The organism is Gordonia sp. SMJS1, assembly GCF_029866425.1.
Taxonomy (GTDB): Bacteria; Actinomycetota; Actinomycetes; order Mycobacteriales; family Mycobacteriaceae; genus Gordonia; species Gordonia hongkongensis.
In genome coordinates this window covers 4,722,043-4,740,459 of record NZ_CP123381.1, presented here as the reverse complement: position 1 = coordinate 4,740,459, position 18,417 = coordinate 4,722,043, and the positions used below count along the sequence as shown (strand labels likewise).

The following is an 18,417-nucleotide window of genomic DNA, read 5'->3' as shown; positions in this document are numbered from 1 at the left end:
TCCCGGTTCCGTTCGTCTCGTCCGTGCGCCTGCAGACCGCGCGGCCCTAGGAGGCGCGGTCCTCGACGGTGCGCCCGAAGTAGGCCGCCTCGACCATGTCCCGCCGGTTGCGGAGTTCGCTCGCGGGTGCCGAGAGCGCGACCCGACCGTGATGGAGCACGATGGCGGCGTCGGCGATGCCGAGAGCGAGATCGATGTGCTGTTCGACGAGGACGACAGCCATCTGGTGTTCGTCGGCGATCGATCGCAGTCGGGGCAGCAGGTCCTGGACCGCGACCGGGGACAACCCCAGGCTCAGCTCGTCGATGAGGAGGACCTTCGGGTCCGCCAGCAGCGCCTTGGCGAGTGCGAGCATCTGCTGTTCGCCGCCGGAGAGGTTGCCGCAGCGTCGGCCCCGCATCGTCTTGAGCTTCGGGAAGTACTGGTAGACGGTGTCGAGGTCGGGCCCGTTGCGACGCTTGGCGAGACGGAGATTGTCCGACACCGACAGACGGTGGAAGACGCCCCGGGTGTCGGGGACCAGGGTGATCCCGCGCCGCGCGTTGCGTTCGATGCGACGGTCGATGGGTTCGCCGAGGGCGGTCACCGTGCCCGACATCAGTCCGAGGGCACCGACCGCGGCGAGCAGACTCGTCGTCTTGCCGGCCCCGTTCGGCCCGAGCAGCGCGAGGATCTCGCCGGGACGCACGGCGGCGCTCAGACCGCGGACGGCGGGGACCCCGCCGTAGCCGACGGTGACGTCGTCGATCGTCAACACCGGTGTCGTCGAATCCGGTGTGGTCGGGTCCGGTGTCGCCGGGCCGGGGGCGGCGTGCGCGCTCATCGCGTTTCCTTCGGGTCGGGTCCGGTCGGGGCGGCGTCCGGGTCCACCTCGGGACTGCCGAGGTAGGCCGAGATGACCGCCGGATCGTCCTGGATGGCGGCCGGGGGCCCGCTGGCGATCACCCGGCCGAAGTCGAGCACGTACAGCCGGTCGCACACGTCGAGGACGAGCGACATGTCGTGGTCGATGAGCAGGATGCCGATACCGGTCGCCGCGATCCGGCGGAGTTCGGTCCCGAAGTCGCGGCTCTCATGGGTGTCGAGTCCGGCGGCCGGCTCGTCCAGCAGGACGAGTTGCGTCCCGCCGACCAACGCCCGCGCGACACCGACGAGCTTCTGCTGTCCCAGGGTCAGCTCGCCGGGGAACTGGTCGGCGGCATCGGCCAGGCCGACGAGTTCGAGTGCCGACGAGATGACTTCGGCGGGCGGACGGGAACCGTTGAGGACGTCGGCGAGCATGGCACGCAGGCCGACCGGCTGGACCGCCACGGCCAGGTTCTGCTCCACGGTGAGGTCGGTGAACAGTTCGCCCGCCTGCCACGTCCGGGCCATGCCGGCCCGGCGGCGACGATGGGGGCTCGCCTTGTCCAGTCTCTCCCCGCGCAACGACACCGTGCCGGTGGCCTTGGTGAATCCGGTGACCGCGTCGACGAACGTGGTCTTGCCCGCGCCGTTGGGTCCGATCAGTCCGACGATCTCGCCCGCCGAGACCGAGATGTCGATGTCGGAGTTGGCGCTGACGCCGCCGTACCGGACCGACAGCCCGCCCGTCTCGAGGAGTGTCGTCGACGTGGCCGGCTTCTCGAGTGTCGACTCAGACATGTGCACCCTCCTGTGCGTTCTGTGCCGCGCCGGGCGCTTCCGGACGGGGGGACGGTTTGTGCCGGTGAGCGCGTAGCTTCTCGCCGAGTTCCGACATGGCCCCCGCGACGCCGACGGGGTTCAGCACCGCCATCAGCAGGAGGCTGCCGGCGGCGAAGAGTTCGTAATACTCACCGAGAGCGAGGGTTTGGTTGAGGAACACGTAACCCACGCCCAGCGGCCCGATGATGCCGGCGAGGACCGCACCCGCGAACGACGTGATGCCGCCGACGTAGGTCATCGCGAGCAGCGTCAGCCCGATCATCACCGTGAACGAGCCGGCCGACAGCTGTCCGCGGCTGTAACCGATGAGGCAACCGCCGATGCCGGCCAGGAACGCCGACAGCGCGAAGCCGAGCAATTTGGTTGCGGCGACGTTGATCCCGACCGACGACGCGGCGCGCTCGTTGGAGCGGACGGCCAGGAAGGCCCGGCCGGTCGAGCCGCCCATGAAGCGCAACACCACGAGGGTCGCGATCGCGACGACGATCAGGACCATCAGCGAGAACCGGATCGTGACCAGGTTGGTGCCGTCGCGGACCCCGAGGTCGAGGCCGAAGATCGTCGGGTCCGCGATGAGGTTGCCCTCGAAGGACGTGATCGCCGGGTTGTTGAAGACGAAGCTCTGGATGGCCAAGGCGGCAGCCAATGTCACGACGGCCAGCTGGGCGCCGCGGATCCGGAGTGCGGGCACGCCCACCAGGACACCGAGGCCGGTCGCGATCAGGGCGGCGAAGATCATGCTGAACGGGAACGGCACATCCCAGTTGGTCGTCAGCTTCGACAGGGCGAACCCGGCCGCGCCGGCAAAGGCCATGCTGGCCAGCGAGATCTGGCCGAGGTAACCGGTGAGCAGGACCAGCGACAGTGCGATGAGGCTGAGGATCACCGAGGTGACGACGCCGAACCGCCAGCTGCCGGATGTGAGGAGGATCGCGACGACGACCACCGCGATGCAGACGACCGTCGGGATCAGCCGGATGCGGGGGATCCGGACCGCGGGCATGCGCACCTCACCGAGCGAACCGCGCGACGGGATACGACCGCCGAGCAGGAAGAGGGCGATGACGACGATGACGAACGGAACGGCGTCACCGAGGCCGGCCTGCGCCCATTCCGGCCACCAGTCCTTGGTGGTGAGCCACGTGATGGTGGATTGGAATGCGCCGAGGACAAGACCTGCGGCACAGGCGATCCCGAATGAGGTGAGCCGGCCGACGAGGGCGACGGCCAGGGCCGGGATGACGAAGAAGGTGTAGCTGGTCTCGGTGAGTCCGATGGTGTAGGACGCGAGGACGACGATGAGACCGGTTGCCGCACCGGTGAGTGCCCACACGATCGCCGCGAGGCGGTCCGGGGAGTAGCCCGACAGCCGAGCGGCGAGTTCGTCTTCGGAGCCGCGCGGGTGGCGACGCCCAGGGTGGTGAGCCGGAAGTAGGCCCACAGCACCAGTGAGATGGCGATGGCGACGCCGGCCAGGATCAGGTCCGAGACGTTGACGACCGCGCCGGCGATGTCGACGGTGTCCTCCGGCAGGATGGCCTCGGCGAAGAGGTTCTCGGTCTCGAAGCGGAGATGGACGAGCGCCTGGATGAAGAGCATGAGTCCCACCGAGGCGACGACCTGGGCGAGCACCGGGGCCGAGCGAAGCGGCCGGAAGATGAGTACGTGTGCGAGCAGGGCCCAGACGACCGCGCTGAGCACGCCGAGGACCAGTGCCAACTCCATCGAGGTGGGGTCGGACTCACTCCCGAGTTTCAGTGTGCCGATGGGCAGGACGAGACTGCCGTCGGTGCGCAGTGCGGCGACGAGATAGACCGAGTAGAGGCCGATGGCGCCCTGCGCGAAGTTGATGATGCCGGTGGCGGCATAGATGCCCACGAGGGACGACGCGAGCACCGAATAGATGGCACCGGCGGATAGTCCGAGGAAGACGAACTGGAGGAACTGGCCCATGTGGCGTACTCATTCGTTCGGCGCGTACGGATCTCACGCGCGTGTGAGGATGCGGAGCGTTCGGATCGGGGAGCAGAGCCGGGTGTGGCGGGGTGGGTGACCACCCCGCCACACCAGCGACCCGTGTCAGTAAGCGCCCGGGATGCGCTGCAGCGCAGCCGGAAGCGGGGTGATGAAGCCGCCGGTGGCGGGTTCGGTCTTCTTCTCGGCGACGACGTCGAACAGCAGCATCTCGGTGGTGCAGTTCGGTGTGGTCGGCTTACCGCAGTTGAGCTTCGGGCCGATGAAGGACTGGTAGTCCGTGACTGCCTTGAGCGCACCGAGCACGTTCGGGCCGGTGAAATCGGTGACCTTGGCGTTGTTGAGCGTGATCGCGAAGTCGGCAAGGGTCGCGAAGGTGCCGTAGGCATAGAAACCGCCGGTGCCACCCTGCTCGTCGATGAACTTCTGGGCGATCCCGAGATTCGCCTTGGCCGGCTCCGGTGCGGAGTCCATGGCCGGGGGCTGCCAGATCGGTGAGTAGGTCTGTGCGCCAACCGCTTGCGCGCCCATGGTGTCGATGAAGTCGGTGCAGGCCGCCATGAACATGGTGCCCTCGTAGTTCACCGACCGCAGCGACTGCGCGAGCTTGGTGCACACGTTGTCGTTCTGTGAGGTCATCAGGCCGGCCGCGGCGGGGTTGCCCTCGGCCAGGGTGGTGGCCAGCGAGGTGAAGTTCGGGCCGGTCGGCGGGTAGTAGACCGACTTGACGTCGATGCCGAGCTGGGCGCCGAGCGGCTTCATCAAACCGTCGAACACCTGATGTGCCTGTGGGAGATCGGCATTCGCCAGCGTCAACGAATTCTTGTTGGCGGCCTTGAGCTGCTGCATGAAACCGACGAGGAACGCGGCGGGTGGCGGACCGAAGTACACGCGGTTCTCCGCCGAGGCGCCGGTGGAGGTGTTGAACGGGATCTGGCCGACCAACGGGATGCCGGCCGAGGTGAGAATCGGCACCGCGGAGGCGGATTCGGCATTGTAGCCGTCGATCGCGGCGACCACGCCGGCCTCGACGAACTGGTTGGCGCACGACACCGTCGATTCCGGTGCGGTCTGGTCGATTCCGCAGTCGACGATCTCGACGGGCCGGCCCCCGATGCCGCCGATCTGGTTGTTGATGTAGTCCAGGGCGGCGTCCTTGCCGGTGGTCACGCCACCCTGGGTGGCGGGGCCCTTGGTGGGGTTGAACAACCCCACCTTGATCGCCTCGCCCGACGCCTTGGTGCCGCTGGCATCCGCGGCGGAGCCGTCCGACGATCCGCCGTCGTCGCTGCTGCACGACACGACCGAGAAGATGCACGCCGCGGCGACGGCGACTGCCGCCAACCGTCCGGCTCTCCTGCGTGAATTCGACCAACGCATGTTTCGACTGCCTTTCCCGATGATCTCCGGGCACGACGGAACCGCCCTGCGAGAGGGCACGGCGACATCGCCCGGCGGGGCTTAGAAGGATTGAGTTCATCGACCCAGCGCTGTGTCTGGGTCCGCGATTCCGGCACCGTCCGCCCTGGTCACGGCGGTGAGTCCACGTCGGATGTGATGTGGGCCACTCGAAAAGTAGCCATATCCTTACGCCGGTGTCAAGCTGTTCGGCGAAACTGGACACACAGTGGACCACATGGCACGACACTGCCCGTCACGAACGAGTTCGCAACGGGCAGTAGGACAAACGATTCAGTTACCGGCAGGTCAGGGCGGTCCTCAGTGGACGGTCACCCGACCGTCGCGGCCGACCGTGACGTCGGCGGTGTAAGCACGGACGAGGTCCAGGCGCTGCCAGGAGGCGCGGCCGGGACGCTGGTCGTCGAGCGGGTATCCCGCGGGCGACGCGGTCTGTTCCAGGACCTGACGCCGCTGCTCGTCGGTGAGTTGCGGGTACGCCCCGGCGATCAGTTCGACGGCCTGTCGGGGCACCACCATCGGATGTGTCGGCGACGAGACGCGTCCGAATCCGTAGGTCATGCGCTGGGCGTAGATCGTCTGGGCCGCGGCGTCGGTGGCGGAGGGCGTGTCACGCGCAATGCACACCGAGAGGGCTGCGCCGCAACGCCATTCGAGTTCCTTGCGGATCTCGGTGGCAGACGCGGCGAGGAGCCGGCGGAACTGCGGGTCGTTCCAGCGATCGGCGGCGGCGGCCTGCCCGACGATCGCTCCACCGATCACGTCGAGCGGGTAGTGCACGCCCAGCACGATGCGGTGATATCCACCCTCCGAGGCACGGGCGAGGAACTGCGGCGCGAGTTCCGGGAGCATCGATGCGAACAGGGTGCCCCGCCAGAAGAACAGGCTGGTGTGGCCGGACGGGAACGACGGGTTGCTGCCCAGCGCGTCGTACTCGCTGGCTCCGGCGCGCATGTACTTGCGGATCCGCTCGGGTGCGACGATGAACGGCCGCTCGTACCCGAACACGTACTTCTCGATGAGCGTCGCGTTCGCGAGCCCACCGGCGCGGGCGAGGTAGTCGCTGAAGAGGGCCGTGGTCTTCGGGAGGCGGTTGGCGGCGAGGGCGTTCCGGAAATCCCGTCCGAGCCGGTCGCCGAAGGCGTCGGACATCGTCCAGAGCGGATCGTCGTGTGCGTCGGCGAGCGCTCGGCGCTGCAGTCCCGGGTTGCCGGCCGCCGACTGGTTGATCGCGACCGCCGTCTCGAGATTGCGGGCCATCACCTCGGGGTGATCGCGGCGCAGGGCGGTGAACGTCTCCACCGGCTGCAGGTACACGCCGCCCGGGTACGACGAGATGTCCGAGGCGTAGAGCCGCGCGATGTCGGTCACGGGGAAGGGCGCCGGGGTCGGCTTGGCCGGCGCGGCCTGCGCCGATGCCGCGAGCGAGACGGTCGCCGCGATGGCCGCGACTGTACTGACCCATGAAACGACGAACCGCGTCCAGCGGACCGGTCCCCCTGCTGCCTGAGCCGGCGACGAGCGCAGCGAGGAGCCGTGTCGAAGGCCCGGCATCGGTCGCGGTCGGGCAGCGTTGTCCGAGATCACGCTCTGAATCCTAGAGGGAATGTTCGCGGGGCGAATGGCCGGACAACCACTGTTCATCCGACCGGCAACCCCTGCTCGAGGAGATCGATCGCGCGCAGCGTCGTCTCGAGCTGGGGGATCTCCCGGTTGTCGTCGAACTCGGTGGCCAGGTGGAAGGTCACCCCGGCCACCGCGTCGAGGAACACCTTGAGCCGGAAGTCGTCGGGCGCGATCCGTAAGTAGTCGGCGATGAGCTGGGTCATGTCCGAGATCATGCGCTCGGACTCGACCTGGAAGGTCTTCTGCAGCAACGGCTCGGTGCGGATCAGTTGCATGCGAAGTGGATTGCCGACCCAGGGGTCGTCGATGGTGAGGCGGTGCAGCTCGGTCATCAGGCGCCGGATGAGGTCGAAGTGGCTGAGCCCGGGCGGCATGGACTCGACGATCGCGTGCGCCTCGGCATGCAGGTGCTCGTCTCCGACGACCACCTGTTCCTTCGACGGGAAGTAGCGGAAGAACGTCGTGTGTGAGACGCCGGCGGCCTCGGCGATCTACTCGACGGTGGTCTTGGCGTACCCCTGCTCGGCGATCAGGGTGATCGCCGCCTGCCGGATGGCGTTGCGGGTGCGCAGTTTGTTCTGTTCACGCAGGCCCATCCGACGCCCCGGTGCGGGTTCCGAGGCGTCGGAGTCGGCGTGCACAGTCAGGCAGTTGCCCATGCGTGCTCACTTCTTGTCAGAACGATTGTGCTGCTTCTCAGCTCGCCGGGACCGGGGACCTGGTGTCGTCCGGTTCCTCGAGCCCACGATGGCGGACTGCTTCGCCCTCGATGTCGAAGTTGATCACGAGGCGGTCGAGCCAGCGCGGGAGACCCCAGGCCCGGTCGCCGAGCAACGCGATCGCCGCGGGTACGACCAGCATGCGGATCACGAAGGCGTCGAAGAACACTGCCGCGGCCAGCGCGAAACCCATCATCTTGGCGGTCGTCTCCGGGGAGAGCATGAACGCCGCGAAGACGCTGATCATGATGATCGCCGCCGACGTGACCACCCGGGCTCCGTGCCGGTAACCGGCGACGATCGCCTCCTTGGCCGACAAGCCGTGCATGAACTCCTCGCGCATTCGGGTCACCAGGAACACCTGGTAGTCCATCGCGAGCCCGAACACCACGCCGATGAGGAAGATCGGCAGGAAGGAGATGATCGGCTGCGTGTGGGTGATCAATCCCAGCCAGCCCTCCTGGAAGATCGCCACGGTGACGCCGAAGGTCGCCAGGACCGAGAAGACGAATCCGAGGGTGCCGATGAGCGGGACCCAGAGCGACCGGAAGACGCCGATCATGATCAGGAATGCGAGACCGACGACCACGACCAGGTAGGGGATGAGTGCATCGTCGAGTTTCTGGGAGAGATCGGACATGATGGCTGTCTGACCGCCGACGTGGAGTTCCGCGCCACGGTTCTCGACCGTTGGTGCAAAGGCGCGGATCTGCTCCATGAGGTCGTGTGTGGCGGCTGACGACGGCGCGCTCTCCGGGGTGACCATGATGAGCGCGGTGTCGCCTGCTCGGTTGCCCGTCCAGGTGAGCCCCTCGGGGTTGGCGACATCACTCAGGGTTGCGATGTGCCGCACGGTCTCCTCGGCCGGGGCGTTGATCGCGCCGTCCTCGTCGTGTACGACGACGAGCAATGGGCCGTTGATGCCCTCACCGAAACCGCGGCTCAGCAGTTCCTGCGCGGGTGCTTCGGCTTCGCTGGACAGCGACAGACCGAGTTCCAGCTTGGTTGCCGGGATGGCCGCGGCCGCGAGCGCCAGCAGGCCGATCACGATGAACGGGATGGGCCACTTGACGACGGTGCGCCCGACCTTGACGCCCATAGTGTCGTCCTCGGATTCCACGGCGTGCTTGATCCAGGGGATTCGAGGTAGGAAGGCGAACCGCCCGAACGCGCTGAGAATGGCGGGGATGAGGGTCAGAGCAGCCAGCACCGCGATGAACACGGCGACGCCGGCACCCGCGCCCATCTGAGTGATGATCGGGATGCCGATCACCATGAGGGCCACCACCGCCACGATCACGGTGAGGCCGGCGAAAACCACCGCCGACCCGGCTGTGCCGACGGCTCGGCCGATGGCGTCTGATGGCGCGCCGCCGCGGAGTAGTTCCGCGCGGTACCGGGACACGATGAACAGCGCGTAGTCGATGGAGACGGCGATGCCGAGCATCGTGACGATGGCGGTGGCGGACTCGTTGATCGACAGAGCCTCGGCCGACAGCGTGAGCAGCAGGATGGTGATGCCGACACTGACGATCGCGGTGACGAGAGGTATGAAGGCGGCGATGAGAGCTCCGAACGCCACGATCATCACGACGAAGGCGACGGCGAAACCGAGCAGTTCGGCCGTGCCGCCGGCTTCCATCACCTGCATCAGCGACCCGGTTGCCTCCACCTGCAGACCGTCGACGGAGAACTCGTCCAGGATCGAGACGAGTTCTTCCTTGTTCTCGACGGTGAGGTCGAGGATCGGGATGTCCTGGCGCACCTGGATGAGGCCGACCCGACCGTTGTCGCCGACGACCTGCGCTGCGAGTGCTGGTTCAGCGGCCGCAACCGTCAGCGGGTTGACGACAGTCTGCGGCTCGATCACGTCGGGGAGTCCGCGGAGGGCCGCGGCGAGTTCGTTCAGCTGCGTGGTGTGGTTCTGCAGCCCGTCCTCGGCAGCGACGAGGATGCTCGTCGACGCCTGTTCCTGCTGGGCCATGACCTGTGGGAAGTACTGCTCGACCTGTTCGGTGGCAACCCCCGAGTCGGTGCCGGGAAGGCTGAAGTCCTGCGCGAACTTGGGCTGGAGTGCGCCGACCAGTCCGGCGACCGCGATGAGCGCAGCCAGCCAGGCCGCGATCACCGACCATTTGTGGCGAAAGCAGAAGCTTCCGAGCTTGAACAGAAACGACGCCATGCGTGGACCCCTATGGTGCTGCGGAAGACCGGCCCCCGAAGGTCCCGGCGCAGATGACGAGAGAAATGGTACCCACTAACACTCGGGACTGAGTACCACTTTTCGGAGCGGGCTCCGTCACACCGCGCTGCAGGTGTGGCCGGCGTCGCCTTGCGAGAGGGTCTCGTCAGCGGGCGTTCGGCGGCGTCTGGTGTCCGCGGGGATCGGCGTCCGGGCGGTGACGCGGATCGATAGGGTTGTTCGACGGCTGACCGGCGTGCCGGCTTGCGGTGTTCGGGTCGTCCCGCCCGTCCGCACCACGCCCGTCGGTACCCCGTCCCTCGGTGTCCCGTCCATCCGCGTTCCGTCGGACATCGGGGTCGAGACGGTCCGCACGGGCGAACTCGCTCTCGACCTCGTGCCGCGACTCGGCCGCGTGTCCCTGGTGGTGGCGTGCCTGTTCCTGCAGCCGCTTGGCCTCTGCGGCCTTGGCATCGGCTTCGGCCTGCGCTTTCCGTGCCCGGGCATCGGCCTCCTCGGCGACGGCCTCGCGGTGGCGGACGGTCGAGACCTGTTGCGTGGCGTTCTGCCTGATCTCCTCGGCTTGAACCCGTCGGCGTGCCTTTCGCTGACGAAGCAGCAGCAACACGAGCGCAAGAATGACGATCACGACGACGACGACGGCGATGATGATCCAGATGGCGGTGTCCACGACTCACTCCTCGGTCGGATGATGGTGCGCGTCGGGTACCCCGCGGCGGGGATGGCTAACCCATCCCGGTCAGCTCGCTGACCTGCGGTCGAGCAGCCGTCACCGCGGGTAGTCCACTCGTTCGGGTGACATTCGCCGGTCGGCGGAAGCGGTGATGCGGTCGTAGCTTCGGTGCCACAGCCATTCGAGAGGGCCTCGCTCGAATCGGCTGAGCCACAAGCGGGAGAACAGTATGAGCACCACGGCGATGCCGAGGTACAGCGACACCGTGGCGGGGACCAGCGTCGAGCCGTCGAGATGATGCGCGAGCCCCAGTCCCCAGCCGTAACAGACGGCACCCGCGATCGCGTTCTGTAACACATAGCAGGACAACGCCATTCGACCGACCGGTGTCAGCGCGCGGCCGCACCGCCCGGGAGTGCGGCCGTCGGCGTAGTACCCGGCGACCCATGCGAGCAACCCCAGTGCGACGACCGGCGCCAACCCGTACCGCCCCACGACGAGTCCGGCATCGCCGCCGGCCAGTCCGACGCCGAAGTCGAGAGGTAGGGCGATCCCCAGCCCGACGGCCATCAGGCGTCGCCGAAGCCGGACGCCGCGCGGTTCCAGGACGCCGGCGCGCAGCAGGGCCGCGCCGATGAGGAAGAGCGCGATCGACATCGGCAGGATGAAGAGGACCTCGGCACGGAACATCAGGAAGTTCTCGGCGCGAAAAGCGACGAGGTCGACGAAGCTGCCGTCTGCGTAGGGGTTCGGGGACAGCCCGGCGCCCGGACCCGATGCAGCAGGCCCGGCGAGAAGGGCCCAGCTCAGCAGCCCCAGCAGCGCCAGGTGCGTCGACGCAGCGATCGCGATCGCGACGTACTGGCGACGCAGTCGCATCGACAGCAGGTAGGCGACGATGAGGCCGGTGACCGCGTATCCCATGAGGACGTCGAACTCGGTGAAGAGGAAGTAGTTGATCACGCCGTCGACGAACAGCAGCGCGGCTCGCCAGTAGTACCGTCCCGGCCAGGGCCGGCCTCGTCGAACAGCCGACCGCTGCTGGATGGCCAGCCCGATTCCGAACATGATCGTGAGCAGACCGAGGAATTTGCCCTGGGCGAGCTGCTGCAGGAGGCCCTCGGCCACCGCCCAGGAGCCGGTGGCCCGATAGGCGCCCTGGATGTAGCCGATCAACCCCTCCGGGTTGGTGAAGATCCAGATGTTGGTGGCGAGGGTGCCCAGAATCGCGATGCCGCGCAGGACGTCCAGCGCCGCGTGTCGGGTCGCCATCGCGTCTCCGTTCTGTGCCACGTTTTTGCTGACACAACCGTGCTATCAAAACTCGAAGCCAAGGTAGCACGGGTGTACTAGCATGGGTCAATGCCCAAGTTGATCGACCGGGACGGGCGACGCGCCGAGATAGCCGAGGCCCTGTGGCGGATCGTGTTGCGCGAAGGCGCATCCGGAGTATCGGTCCGGGAGGTGGCGGCCGAGGCGAACATCTCGGTGGGCTCGCTTCGACACGTGTTCGGGGCCAAGGAAGAGCTGCTCGAGTTCTCGATGCGCCTGATCTATGAACGGGTGGCGCTCCGCATCCGCGAGCACGACCGGATCCGCGATCCGCTCCGCTGGGCCGAAGCCGTGTTGTCCGAGGTCCTACCGCTGGACGACGAGCGGCGCGTCGAGATGCACGTCAACCTCGCGATGGTGACCGAGTCGGTGGCACACCCCGGTCTCGCGGATGCTGCGCGCGAGGCCCACGACGGTTTGCGCTCACTCTGTCGGACGGTGCTGGGCGTCCTCGACGAGCACGGGCTGATCGGCGCCGGCCGCGAACTCGACTCTCAAGCGATCGCGGTACACGCCCTTGTCGACGGTCTGGCGATGCATCTGCTCCTCGCCGACACGGATTCGCCGGCTCGCGCGCAGCGCGTGCTCCGGGAGTATCTGACAGGGCTGGCGGTCGAGATCCGAGAGACGTTGCAGTGAAACGATATTCGCTGTCGGGCGGATACCGTTGTGCTGCTGCGGACCGGTCAGAGGACTAACTCTCCGGGTCCGTGTCACCCTCCTCGCGGGCGCGTCGTCGGTCGGCATGCAGCGACTTGACGCGCCGCTCCTCGCGACGGACCTCGATCTGGGTGGCGCGTTCGGCGGCCAGCCAATCCGGCATCTCGGCGAGGAGGTCGTCGATCTGCGCCGTCGTGAGTGCCTCGGTGATGCCGCCGCGAACCAGACCCGAGTTCGAGATGCCGAGTTTCGCCGCGACCAGATTCTTCGGGTGCGGGCCGTCGGCGCGAAGCGTGCGGAGCCATTCCGGCGGGTCGGTCTGGAGGGCGGCGAGTTCGGCCCGGGTGATCGGGCCCTGCTGGAACTCCGCAGGAGTGGCCGGCAGGTACACGTCCAGCTTCTTGGCGGCGGTGGCCGGCTTCATCGACTGCGAGCTCATTCGACGAGGGTATCGGGCGGTAGCCTTTGGGCGTGACCACACCCGACGTTCACGCAGCGGGCGAGGCCCCTGTCTTCCGGCTGGCGTACGTTCCGGGGGTCACGCCGAGCAAGTGGGTCAGGATCTGGGCCGAGCGGCGTCCCGACGTCCCGCTGGAACTCGTCGCCGTCGACGTCGCGGACTGTGCCGAGGCGGTCGGGGAGCGGCGCGTCGACATGGCGATCACCAGATTGCCCGATGCCCTGCGGTCCGGCGATGCGCGGGAACATCACACGATCGACCTCTACGAGGAGACGACGGTCGTCGTCGTGCCGAAGGACCACGCCCTGACCGCCGGCGACGAGATGACCCTGACCGATCTGGCCGACGAGCAGTTCCTGTGGCCGCTGGACGAGCCGTTGGCCGTTTCCGAGCGCCCGGGTGTGGCGGTAGACCATCGGCCCGAGACCACCGGTGACGCAATCGAGCTCGTCGCGGCGGGCGTCGGCGTACTGCTCGTGCCGCAGTCGCTGGCGCGCCTGCATCACCGCAAGGACCTGTTGTATCGACCGGTCACCGACGCCCCGACCGGGTCCGTCGGACTCCTGTGGCCTGCTCCCACAACTCAATTGGCCGATGAGTTCATCGGCATCGTGCGCGGCCGCAAGGCGACGTCGTCGCGGGGGCGGACCGACGAGGCGCCCAAACGGTCGGCCAAGGAGAAGGCGGCGGCGAAGAGGGCGGCACGCGAGGCGGCCGGAAAGATCCCCGGCAAGGGCGCGCGACGCGGGCCCGGACGTCCGAAGCGTCGGTGATTCCCACTGTGGCGTGCCGCTCCTGTCAGTGCGTCAGGCGCGCCACTCAGCGGTGCGTTCCGGCGACGCATCGGCGAGCGCCTTGAGGGTGTCGTCGACGCCGAAATCCTTGCCGTACACCGGCGTTCCCGGCTGTTGCCGCCACGACTCGGCGAGCGGTCCGGCGTCGACCGGGTCGAACCCGAGTTCGTCGACCACGCGGAACACGATCTCCTTGCCCGCCGGATCGTCGCCGGCGATCGGCAGCGCGATACGGCCCTCTGTGCCCGCGGGTACGCCCTTGTTCAGCAGGTGCTTCCAGTAGATCCCGTTGAACACCTTGTACACGGGGACGCCGAGCAGTTCCGACACCCAGACGCTCTCGGGGGTACCGTTCTCGATCGCCTCGATCTTGCCGTCGCGCTGCTGGGGGTAGTAGTTGTTCGTCTCGATCACCGGGGCGTCGGGCTTGCGGGCATCGAGGATGCCCGGCGCGAGGTCGGGGGTGTTCTTCTGCGGGATGCTGACGATCACCAGGTCGGCGTCCTTCGCGGCGTCGGCGGCCCATACCGCGGTGGCGCCGGTCTCGGAGGCCAGTTCGGCCAGCGTCTCCGGGTCGCGCGAGTTCGCCACCCGCACCTCGTGTCCCAACGATGTCAGACGACGCGTGAGCGTCCCGCCGATGAATCCCGCTCCGATGATCCCGATCTTCACAACTGCACCTCTTTGTTCGACGACGTTGTTGACCCTTCGCGCAACGGATCCGTCGGTTCGGTGCATTCCCGTGGTCGGCGGGAGGGTGACGAGCGACTCGATCGGGCCCGGTCGAGTCGTGGGTCAGTACGCGATACCGAGAGACCACGCGAACACGGTGTAGGCGGCGAGGGTGATGAGCACGATCCCGATGAGGTTGAGCCAGAGCCCGCCGCGGATCATCTGGCCGATGGTGACGTACCCGCTGGCGTAGGCCACCGCGTTCGGTGGGGTCGCCACCGGGAGCATGAATGCGCAGGTTGCGGCGAGGGCGACGGGGATCGTGAGCACCAGAGGGTCGAGACCCATTCCCATGGCCACGCCACCGGCGACCGGGAGAAAGGTTGCCGCTGTCGCGGTGTTGCTCGTGATCTCCGTGAGGAAGATGATCGCGGTCGCCGCGATGACCACCAGCACGATGACCGGGATCGTGTCGAGCCCGGCGGCCACATCGCCGATCCAAGCGGTCAATCCGCTGGACTCGAACTGCTGGGACAATGCCAGGCCGCCGCCGAACAGCAGCAGCACGCCCCATGGCAGTTTGATCGCGGTCTCCCAGTCGAGCAGTCGCACACCGGGTTTGGAGCCGCTGGGCAACAGGAACAGGAGAACGGCGGCGGTCATCGCGATGCCGGTGTCGGAGATCGGCGGGTTCTCGTCCCAGATCAGCGGGACCGCGATCCACGCCAATGCGGTGAGGCCGAAGATCGCGGCGACCCGGATCTCGCCCTGCGACATCGAGCCGAGGGCGTCGAGCTGATCGCGGATGATGCGCCGGCCGCCGGGGATGTCGTCGATCTCCGGCTTGAACAGGACGTGAGTGAGCAGGAACCACGCGATGGCCAGGAAGATCACGGCGAGCGGGACGCCGGCGATCATCCACTCCAGGAACCCGATGTCGATGCCTTCACCCTCGAGGTATCCGACCAGGAGGGTGTTGGGCGGGGTGCCGATGATCGTGCCCAACGATCCGATCGATGCGGCGTAGGCGATGCCGAGCATCAGTGCCGTGCCGAAGTTGCTCTTGATGACCGCCTGGGTGAGGGTCTCACCGTCCACCGGTTCGTCGGTGCCGGTGGCCTTCGGCGCGGGGGCGTCGGTGCCCGATTCCTTGCCGAGGTCGAGCACCAGCGCCAGGACCGACACGCCGATCGGGATCATCATCACGGCGGTTGCGGTGTTGGACACCCACATCGAGAGGAATCCGGTGGCGATCATGAAGCCGGCGATTGAGCCTCCCCAGTTTGAGTGGACACCGAGATAGTGGGGCCAGGGGTCCTGCTGGAAGGATGTCGACATGTCCAGGAGGCGGTCGTTTACGCCGGAGTACAAGGCTCAGGCTGCTCGTCGGGTGATTGATGGTGGTCGGCCGATCACCGAGGTGGCTCGGGAACTCAATGTGCATGAGAATCTGCTGGGCAAATGGGTTCGGGCTGAGCGGCTTCGAGACGGCGTCGCCGATGATGTTCGCAAGGTGCCGCCCGACCAAGATCTGTCGGCGAGTGAACGCTCAGAACTGACCAGGCTGCGTGCCGAACTCGCCGAGAAGGACCGTGATATCGCATTCCTGAAAAAAGTATCGGCGTACTTTGCGGCGCAGCATCATCGGTGAGTCGTTTCGAACTCATCGCCGCGGAGTGCGCCAACCACGACGTGACGAAACTTGTTGCTCTCCTGGGTGTGTCGCGGTCCGGATTCTACGCGTGGGCAGATCGGCAACATCGTGTCGAGTTGACGCCCCGACAGCAGCGGCGCCGGGATCTGGAAGTGAAGATTCTGGCGCACTGGCAGGCCTCGCGACGCATCTACGGTTCACCGCGCATTACCGCCGATCTGCACGCTGAGGGGGTGGCGGTCTCGGAGAACACCGTCGCCAAGATCATGGCCGAGATGGGCATCGAGGGCATCAGTCCGCGCACGTTCAAGGTCAGGACCACCCAGGTCGATCCGGCCGCGTCGTTCCCGCCGGACCGGGTCGGCCGCGATTTCGATCGCGGCGGCATCAACCTGGTCTGGACCTCCGATATCACCTATCTGACCTGCGGCGAAGGGGACGCCTACCTGTGCGCGATCCGAGACGAGCACTCGCGTCGAGTGCTGGGCTGGTCGCTGGCAGATCACATGCGCACCGAGCTCGTCGAGGACGCGGTGGATGCTGCAGTGCTCACTCGTGGCGGTTCGGTGGCCGGCACCATTCTGCACAGCGACCGAGGCGGTCAGTACACCAGCTACGACATGGCTTCAGCGTGCCGTCGACATGGTTTGCAACGCTCGATGGGCGCGACCGGCATCTGCTGGGACAACGCCGGCGCCGAGTCGTTGTGGTCAACGGTCAAACACGAGAACTACAAGCGCCACGCGTACGGCAGCTACGCGAATCTTGCTGCCGGACTTGACAATTACATCCGATTCTACAACCATGACAGAAGGCATAGCTCGCTAGGGATGGTCTCACCTATCGACTTCGAAATCAGATCACACACAAGTCAGCAAACAAGCTAACCGTGTCCACTTTTTCAGGGGAACCTCAGATGACCATCGGCGGCTTGGTGCCCATCGCTGCGACGGTCACCAGGGCTATGCGGCGGTGCAGATTCCACCGTTGCATCGCGAGGGCGATGATGAAGCCGCCCATGAACAGGAAGATGACGTTGTTCCCGTAGGCCGCGCCGACGTCGTTCACCGAGATCGATTCGCCTGCTTCGTCTGAGCCGAAGACCGGGAAGATCACCAGCGGCAGCAGCGCGGTCGCGGGGATGGGTATCGCCTCGGTCATCCACCAGAGGCCCATGAGAACTGCGGTCGACGCCGTGAGCCGGGCTCCCTGCCCGACCTCGGCGGGCAGGATCACGTAGACCAGTGCCGCGAGTGCCACGCCGGCAACGAGCCCGATCCACTGCCGACGCCGCATCTTCGGTTCCACCTCGTCAGCGCGCTCACCCGCCGACTGGTGGTCGATCTCGTCGAACTCCTGCTGTGAGTCAGGCGATCCGGAGCCTCGGCCGGCCGAGCCCGGTGTGTCGGACCGGTTGTCGCGTGGCCGTTCGCCGCTGCGCTGCACCATCGGAGCCTCCTCGGTATGCCTGCGTGGCACCCAGCCTATCGAGGAGCGTGTCGGAATTATCCGAAACCGCCGCCCGCCGACGTGCCTATGAGGTGGCCGACCAGCTGTGCCACGTCAGAGACTCCACGACGATCACCGGTCCATCGGGCCGTCGGAGTCGATACTGCGGGTACTTCGCGGCCAGCGTGTCGATGCCGTGACTGCCGATGGGTTCACCGGCGTCGACGACGTGTGCCCGGCCGTCGACCCGCACCCACCAGAGTTCATCCCAGTTGTCGGAATACACGTCAGCCAAGAGTGACACCGCGGGGTTGTCCGCGATGCTGGCGAGACGACGGAGTGCGGTGGTTCGTTTCGGCTTGTGATCCACGCACGTGTAGATGACGTCGTCGTCGAGTGCGCACACGACGGGGACCAGGTGCGGCTTGGTGGAGGGTGACACGGTGGCGAGCGTGACCGACCGGGCGGCGGCGAAGCGTTCGCGACTCAGGCGCAGGTCCATCATCCGAGGATGGCATGCACTCGTGGGAAACAAGGTCACCGATGAGCTCGGGCGCCGGTTCGGGTCCACCTCTGTGTCCGAACCCCGATCCGGGGGACCCGACCCGAAAGGGCCAGCACCATGACGAACCAGAACGTTGCCGTCAGCCGCACGATCTCCGCCACGCCCGAGGAGGTGTTCGCGGCGCTCGCCGACCCCCGCACACACCAGGCCATCGACGGCACCGGCTGGGTTCGGGACGCAGTCGACACGACACCGCTGCGGGAGGTGGGCCAGGTCTTCCGGATGAACATGTACCACTCCAACCATCCGGATGGTGACTACCTTATGGAGAACCGGGTCGAGGTGATCGAACCGCGGTCGGCGATAGCGTGGCAACCAGGGCAGCGCAACGACTCCGGGGAGCTCGAATTCGGCGGCTGGACATGGCGGTACGACCTGGTGCCGGTGGGGGAGTCGTCCACCGAGCTCACCTTGACCTACGACTGGTCGGCCGTACCCACCCACATCCGCGAGTACATCGAGTTCCCGCCGTTCGCCGACGACCATCTGCGTAACTCGTTGAACCACATCGCCGAACTTGTCGGTTGATCG

The 18,417-nt window shown here is 66.9% G+C and carries 16 protein-coding genes and 3 pseudogenes; 5 read left to right on the top strand and 14 right to left on the bottom strand.

Features of this window, described 5'->3' with window-relative positions; translation table 11 throughout:
* Window positions 1-46: 46 nt before the first annotated feature.
* From QAD21_RS21495 to QAD21_RS21455, 9 genes and pseudogenes are all read right to left on the bottom strand, one after another.
* Window positions 47-823, bottom strand: a complete 777-nt coding sequence (locus QAD21_RS21495; protein WP_280360234.1) for an ABC transporter ATP-binding protein — start codon at window positions 821-823, stop codon at window positions 47-49.
* Complete coding sequence (locus QAD21_RS21490; RefSeq protein WP_280360233.1) at window positions 820-1,644, bottom strand: ABC transporter ATP-binding protein; 825 nt, start codon at window positions 1,642-1,644, stop codon at window positions 820-822. The genes QAD21_RS21495 and QAD21_RS21490 overlap by 4 nt, the downstream gene beginning before the upstream one ends.
* Window positions 1,637-3,639 (bottom strand): annotated as a pseudogene (locus tag QAD21_RS21485) (ABC transporter permease). The gene QAD21_RS21490 and the pseudogene QAD21_RS21485 overlap by 8 nt, the downstream one beginning before the upstream one ends.
* 126 nt (window positions 3,640-3,765) lie before the next feature.
* Window positions 3,766-5,040, bottom strand: coding sequence for an ABC transporter substrate-binding protein (locus QAD21_RS21480; RefSeq protein ID WP_171011606.1), 1,275 nt, complete (start codon window positions 5,038-5,040; stop codon window positions 3,766-3,768).
* 339 nt (window positions 5,041-5,379) lie between these two features.
* Window positions 5,380-6,666, bottom strand: coding sequence for a phosphatase PAP2 family protein (locus tag QAD21_RS21475; RefSeq protein WP_280360232.1), 1,287 nt, complete (start codon window positions 6,664-6,666; stop codon window positions 5,380-5,382).
* A 53-nt stretch (window positions 6,667-6,719) separates the two neighbouring features.
* Window positions 6,720-7,364: pseudogene (locus tag QAD21_RS21470) on the bottom strand (TetR family transcriptional regulator).
* Window positions 7,365-7,401: 37 nt separating this feature from the next.
* Complete coding sequence (locus QAD21_RS21465) at window positions 7,402-9,606, bottom strand: MMPL family transporter (RefSeq protein WP_280360231.1); 2,205 nt, start codon at window positions 9,604-9,606, stop codon at window positions 7,402-7,404.
* Window positions 9,607-9,772: 166 nt separating this feature from the next.
* Entirely contained in the window at window positions 9,773-10,297 is a 525-nt protein-coding gene (locus tag QAD21_RS21460) for a hypothetical protein (RefSeq protein WP_280360230.1), read from the bottom strand.
* Between the two features lie 99 nt (window positions 10,298-10,396).
* Window positions 10,397-11,572 carry a DUF418 domain-containing protein gene (locus tag QAD21_RS21455; protein WP_280360229.1) on the bottom strand — a complete coding sequence of 392 codons (1,176 nt, stop codon included), beginning with the start codon at window positions 11,570-11,572 and terminating at the stop codon, window positions 10,397-10,399.
* Between the two features lie 90 nt (window positions 11,573-11,662).
* Here QAD21_RS21455 and QAD21_RS21450 point away from each other — a divergent pair, with 90 nt between their 5' ends.
* Window positions 11,663-12,271: a TetR family transcriptional regulator C-terminal domain-containing protein gene (locus QAD21_RS21450; protein WP_068970938.1), complete on the top strand. Its 609-nt coding sequence runs from the start codon at window positions 11,663-11,665 to the stop codon at window positions 12,269-12,271.
* A gap of 55 nt (window positions 12,272-12,326) precedes the next feature.
* Here QAD21_RS21450 and QAD21_RS21445 read toward each other — a convergent pair whose 3' ends face one another.
* Window positions 12,327-12,716: a DUF5997 family protein gene (locus QAD21_RS21445; RefSeq protein ID WP_058249924.1), complete on the bottom strand. Its 390-nt coding sequence runs from the start codon at window positions 12,714-12,716 to the stop codon at window positions 12,327-12,329.
* Between the two features lie 47 nt (window positions 12,717-12,763).
* Here QAD21_RS21445 and QAD21_RS21440 point away from each other — a divergent pair, with 47 nt between their 5' ends.
* Window positions 12,764-13,525: a LysR family transcriptional regulator substrate-binding protein gene (locus tag QAD21_RS21440; RefSeq protein WP_280360228.1), complete on the top strand. Its 762-nt coding sequence runs from the start codon at window positions 12,764-12,766 to the stop codon at window positions 13,523-13,525.
* A gap of 33 nt (window positions 13,526-13,558) precedes the next feature.
* Here the strand turns inward: QAD21_RS21440 and QAD21_RS21435 are convergent, their stop codons facing one another.
* Both QAD21_RS21435 and QAD21_RS21430 read right to left on the bottom strand, forming a co-directional pair.
* Window positions 13,559-14,284 carry an NAD(P)-binding domain-containing protein gene (locus QAD21_RS21435; RefSeq protein ID WP_280360227.1) on the bottom strand — a complete coding sequence of 242 codons (726 nt, stop codon included), beginning with the start codon at window positions 14,282-14,284 and terminating at the stop codon, window positions 13,559-13,561.
* A gap of 57 nt (window positions 14,285-14,341) precedes the next feature.
* Window positions 14,342-15,487: pseudogene (locus tag QAD21_RS21430) on the bottom strand (DASS family sodium-coupled anion symporter); the annotation flags it as partial.
* 67 nt (window positions 15,488-15,554) lie between these two features.
* Between QAD21_RS21430 and QAD21_RS21425 the strand changes: the two are divergent.
* Window positions 15,555-15,869 carry a transposase gene (locus QAD21_RS21425; protein WP_068969944.1) on the top strand — a complete coding sequence of 105 codons (315 nt, stop codon included), beginning with the start codon at window positions 15,555-15,557 and terminating at the stop codon, window positions 15,867-15,869.
* Complete coding sequence (locus QAD21_RS21420) at window positions 15,866-16,759, top strand: IS3 family transposase (RefSeq protein ID WP_165630008.1); 894 nt, start codon at window positions 15,866-15,868, stop codon at window positions 16,757-16,759. Before QAD21_RS21425 ends, QAD21_RS21420 begins: the two co-directional genes overlap by 4 nt.
* Before the next feature lie 25 nt (window positions 16,760-16,784).
* Here QAD21_RS21420 and QAD21_RS21415 read toward each other — a convergent pair whose 3' ends face one another.
* Window positions 16,785-17,321 carry an SLC13 family permease gene (locus QAD21_RS21415; protein WP_240199451.1) on the bottom strand — a complete coding sequence of 179 codons (537 nt, stop codon included), beginning with the start codon at window positions 17,319-17,321 and terminating at the stop codon, window positions 16,785-16,787.
* 85 nt (window positions 17,322-17,406) lie between these two features.
* Window positions 17,407-17,823: a TIGR03668 family PPOX class F420-dependent oxidoreductase gene (locus QAD21_RS21410; RefSeq protein ID WP_205334329.1), complete on the bottom strand. Its 417-nt coding sequence runs from the start codon at window positions 17,821-17,823 to the stop codon at window positions 17,407-17,409.
* A gap of 120 nt (window positions 17,824-17,943) precedes the next feature.
* Between QAD21_RS21410 and QAD21_RS21405 the strand changes: the two genes are divergently transcribed.
* Entirely contained in the window at window positions 17,944-18,414 is a 471-nt protein-coding gene (locus QAD21_RS21405; RefSeq protein ID WP_205334322.1) for an SRPBCC domain-containing protein, read from the top strand.
* The last annotated feature ends 3 nt before the right edge of the window (window positions 18,415-18,417 follow it).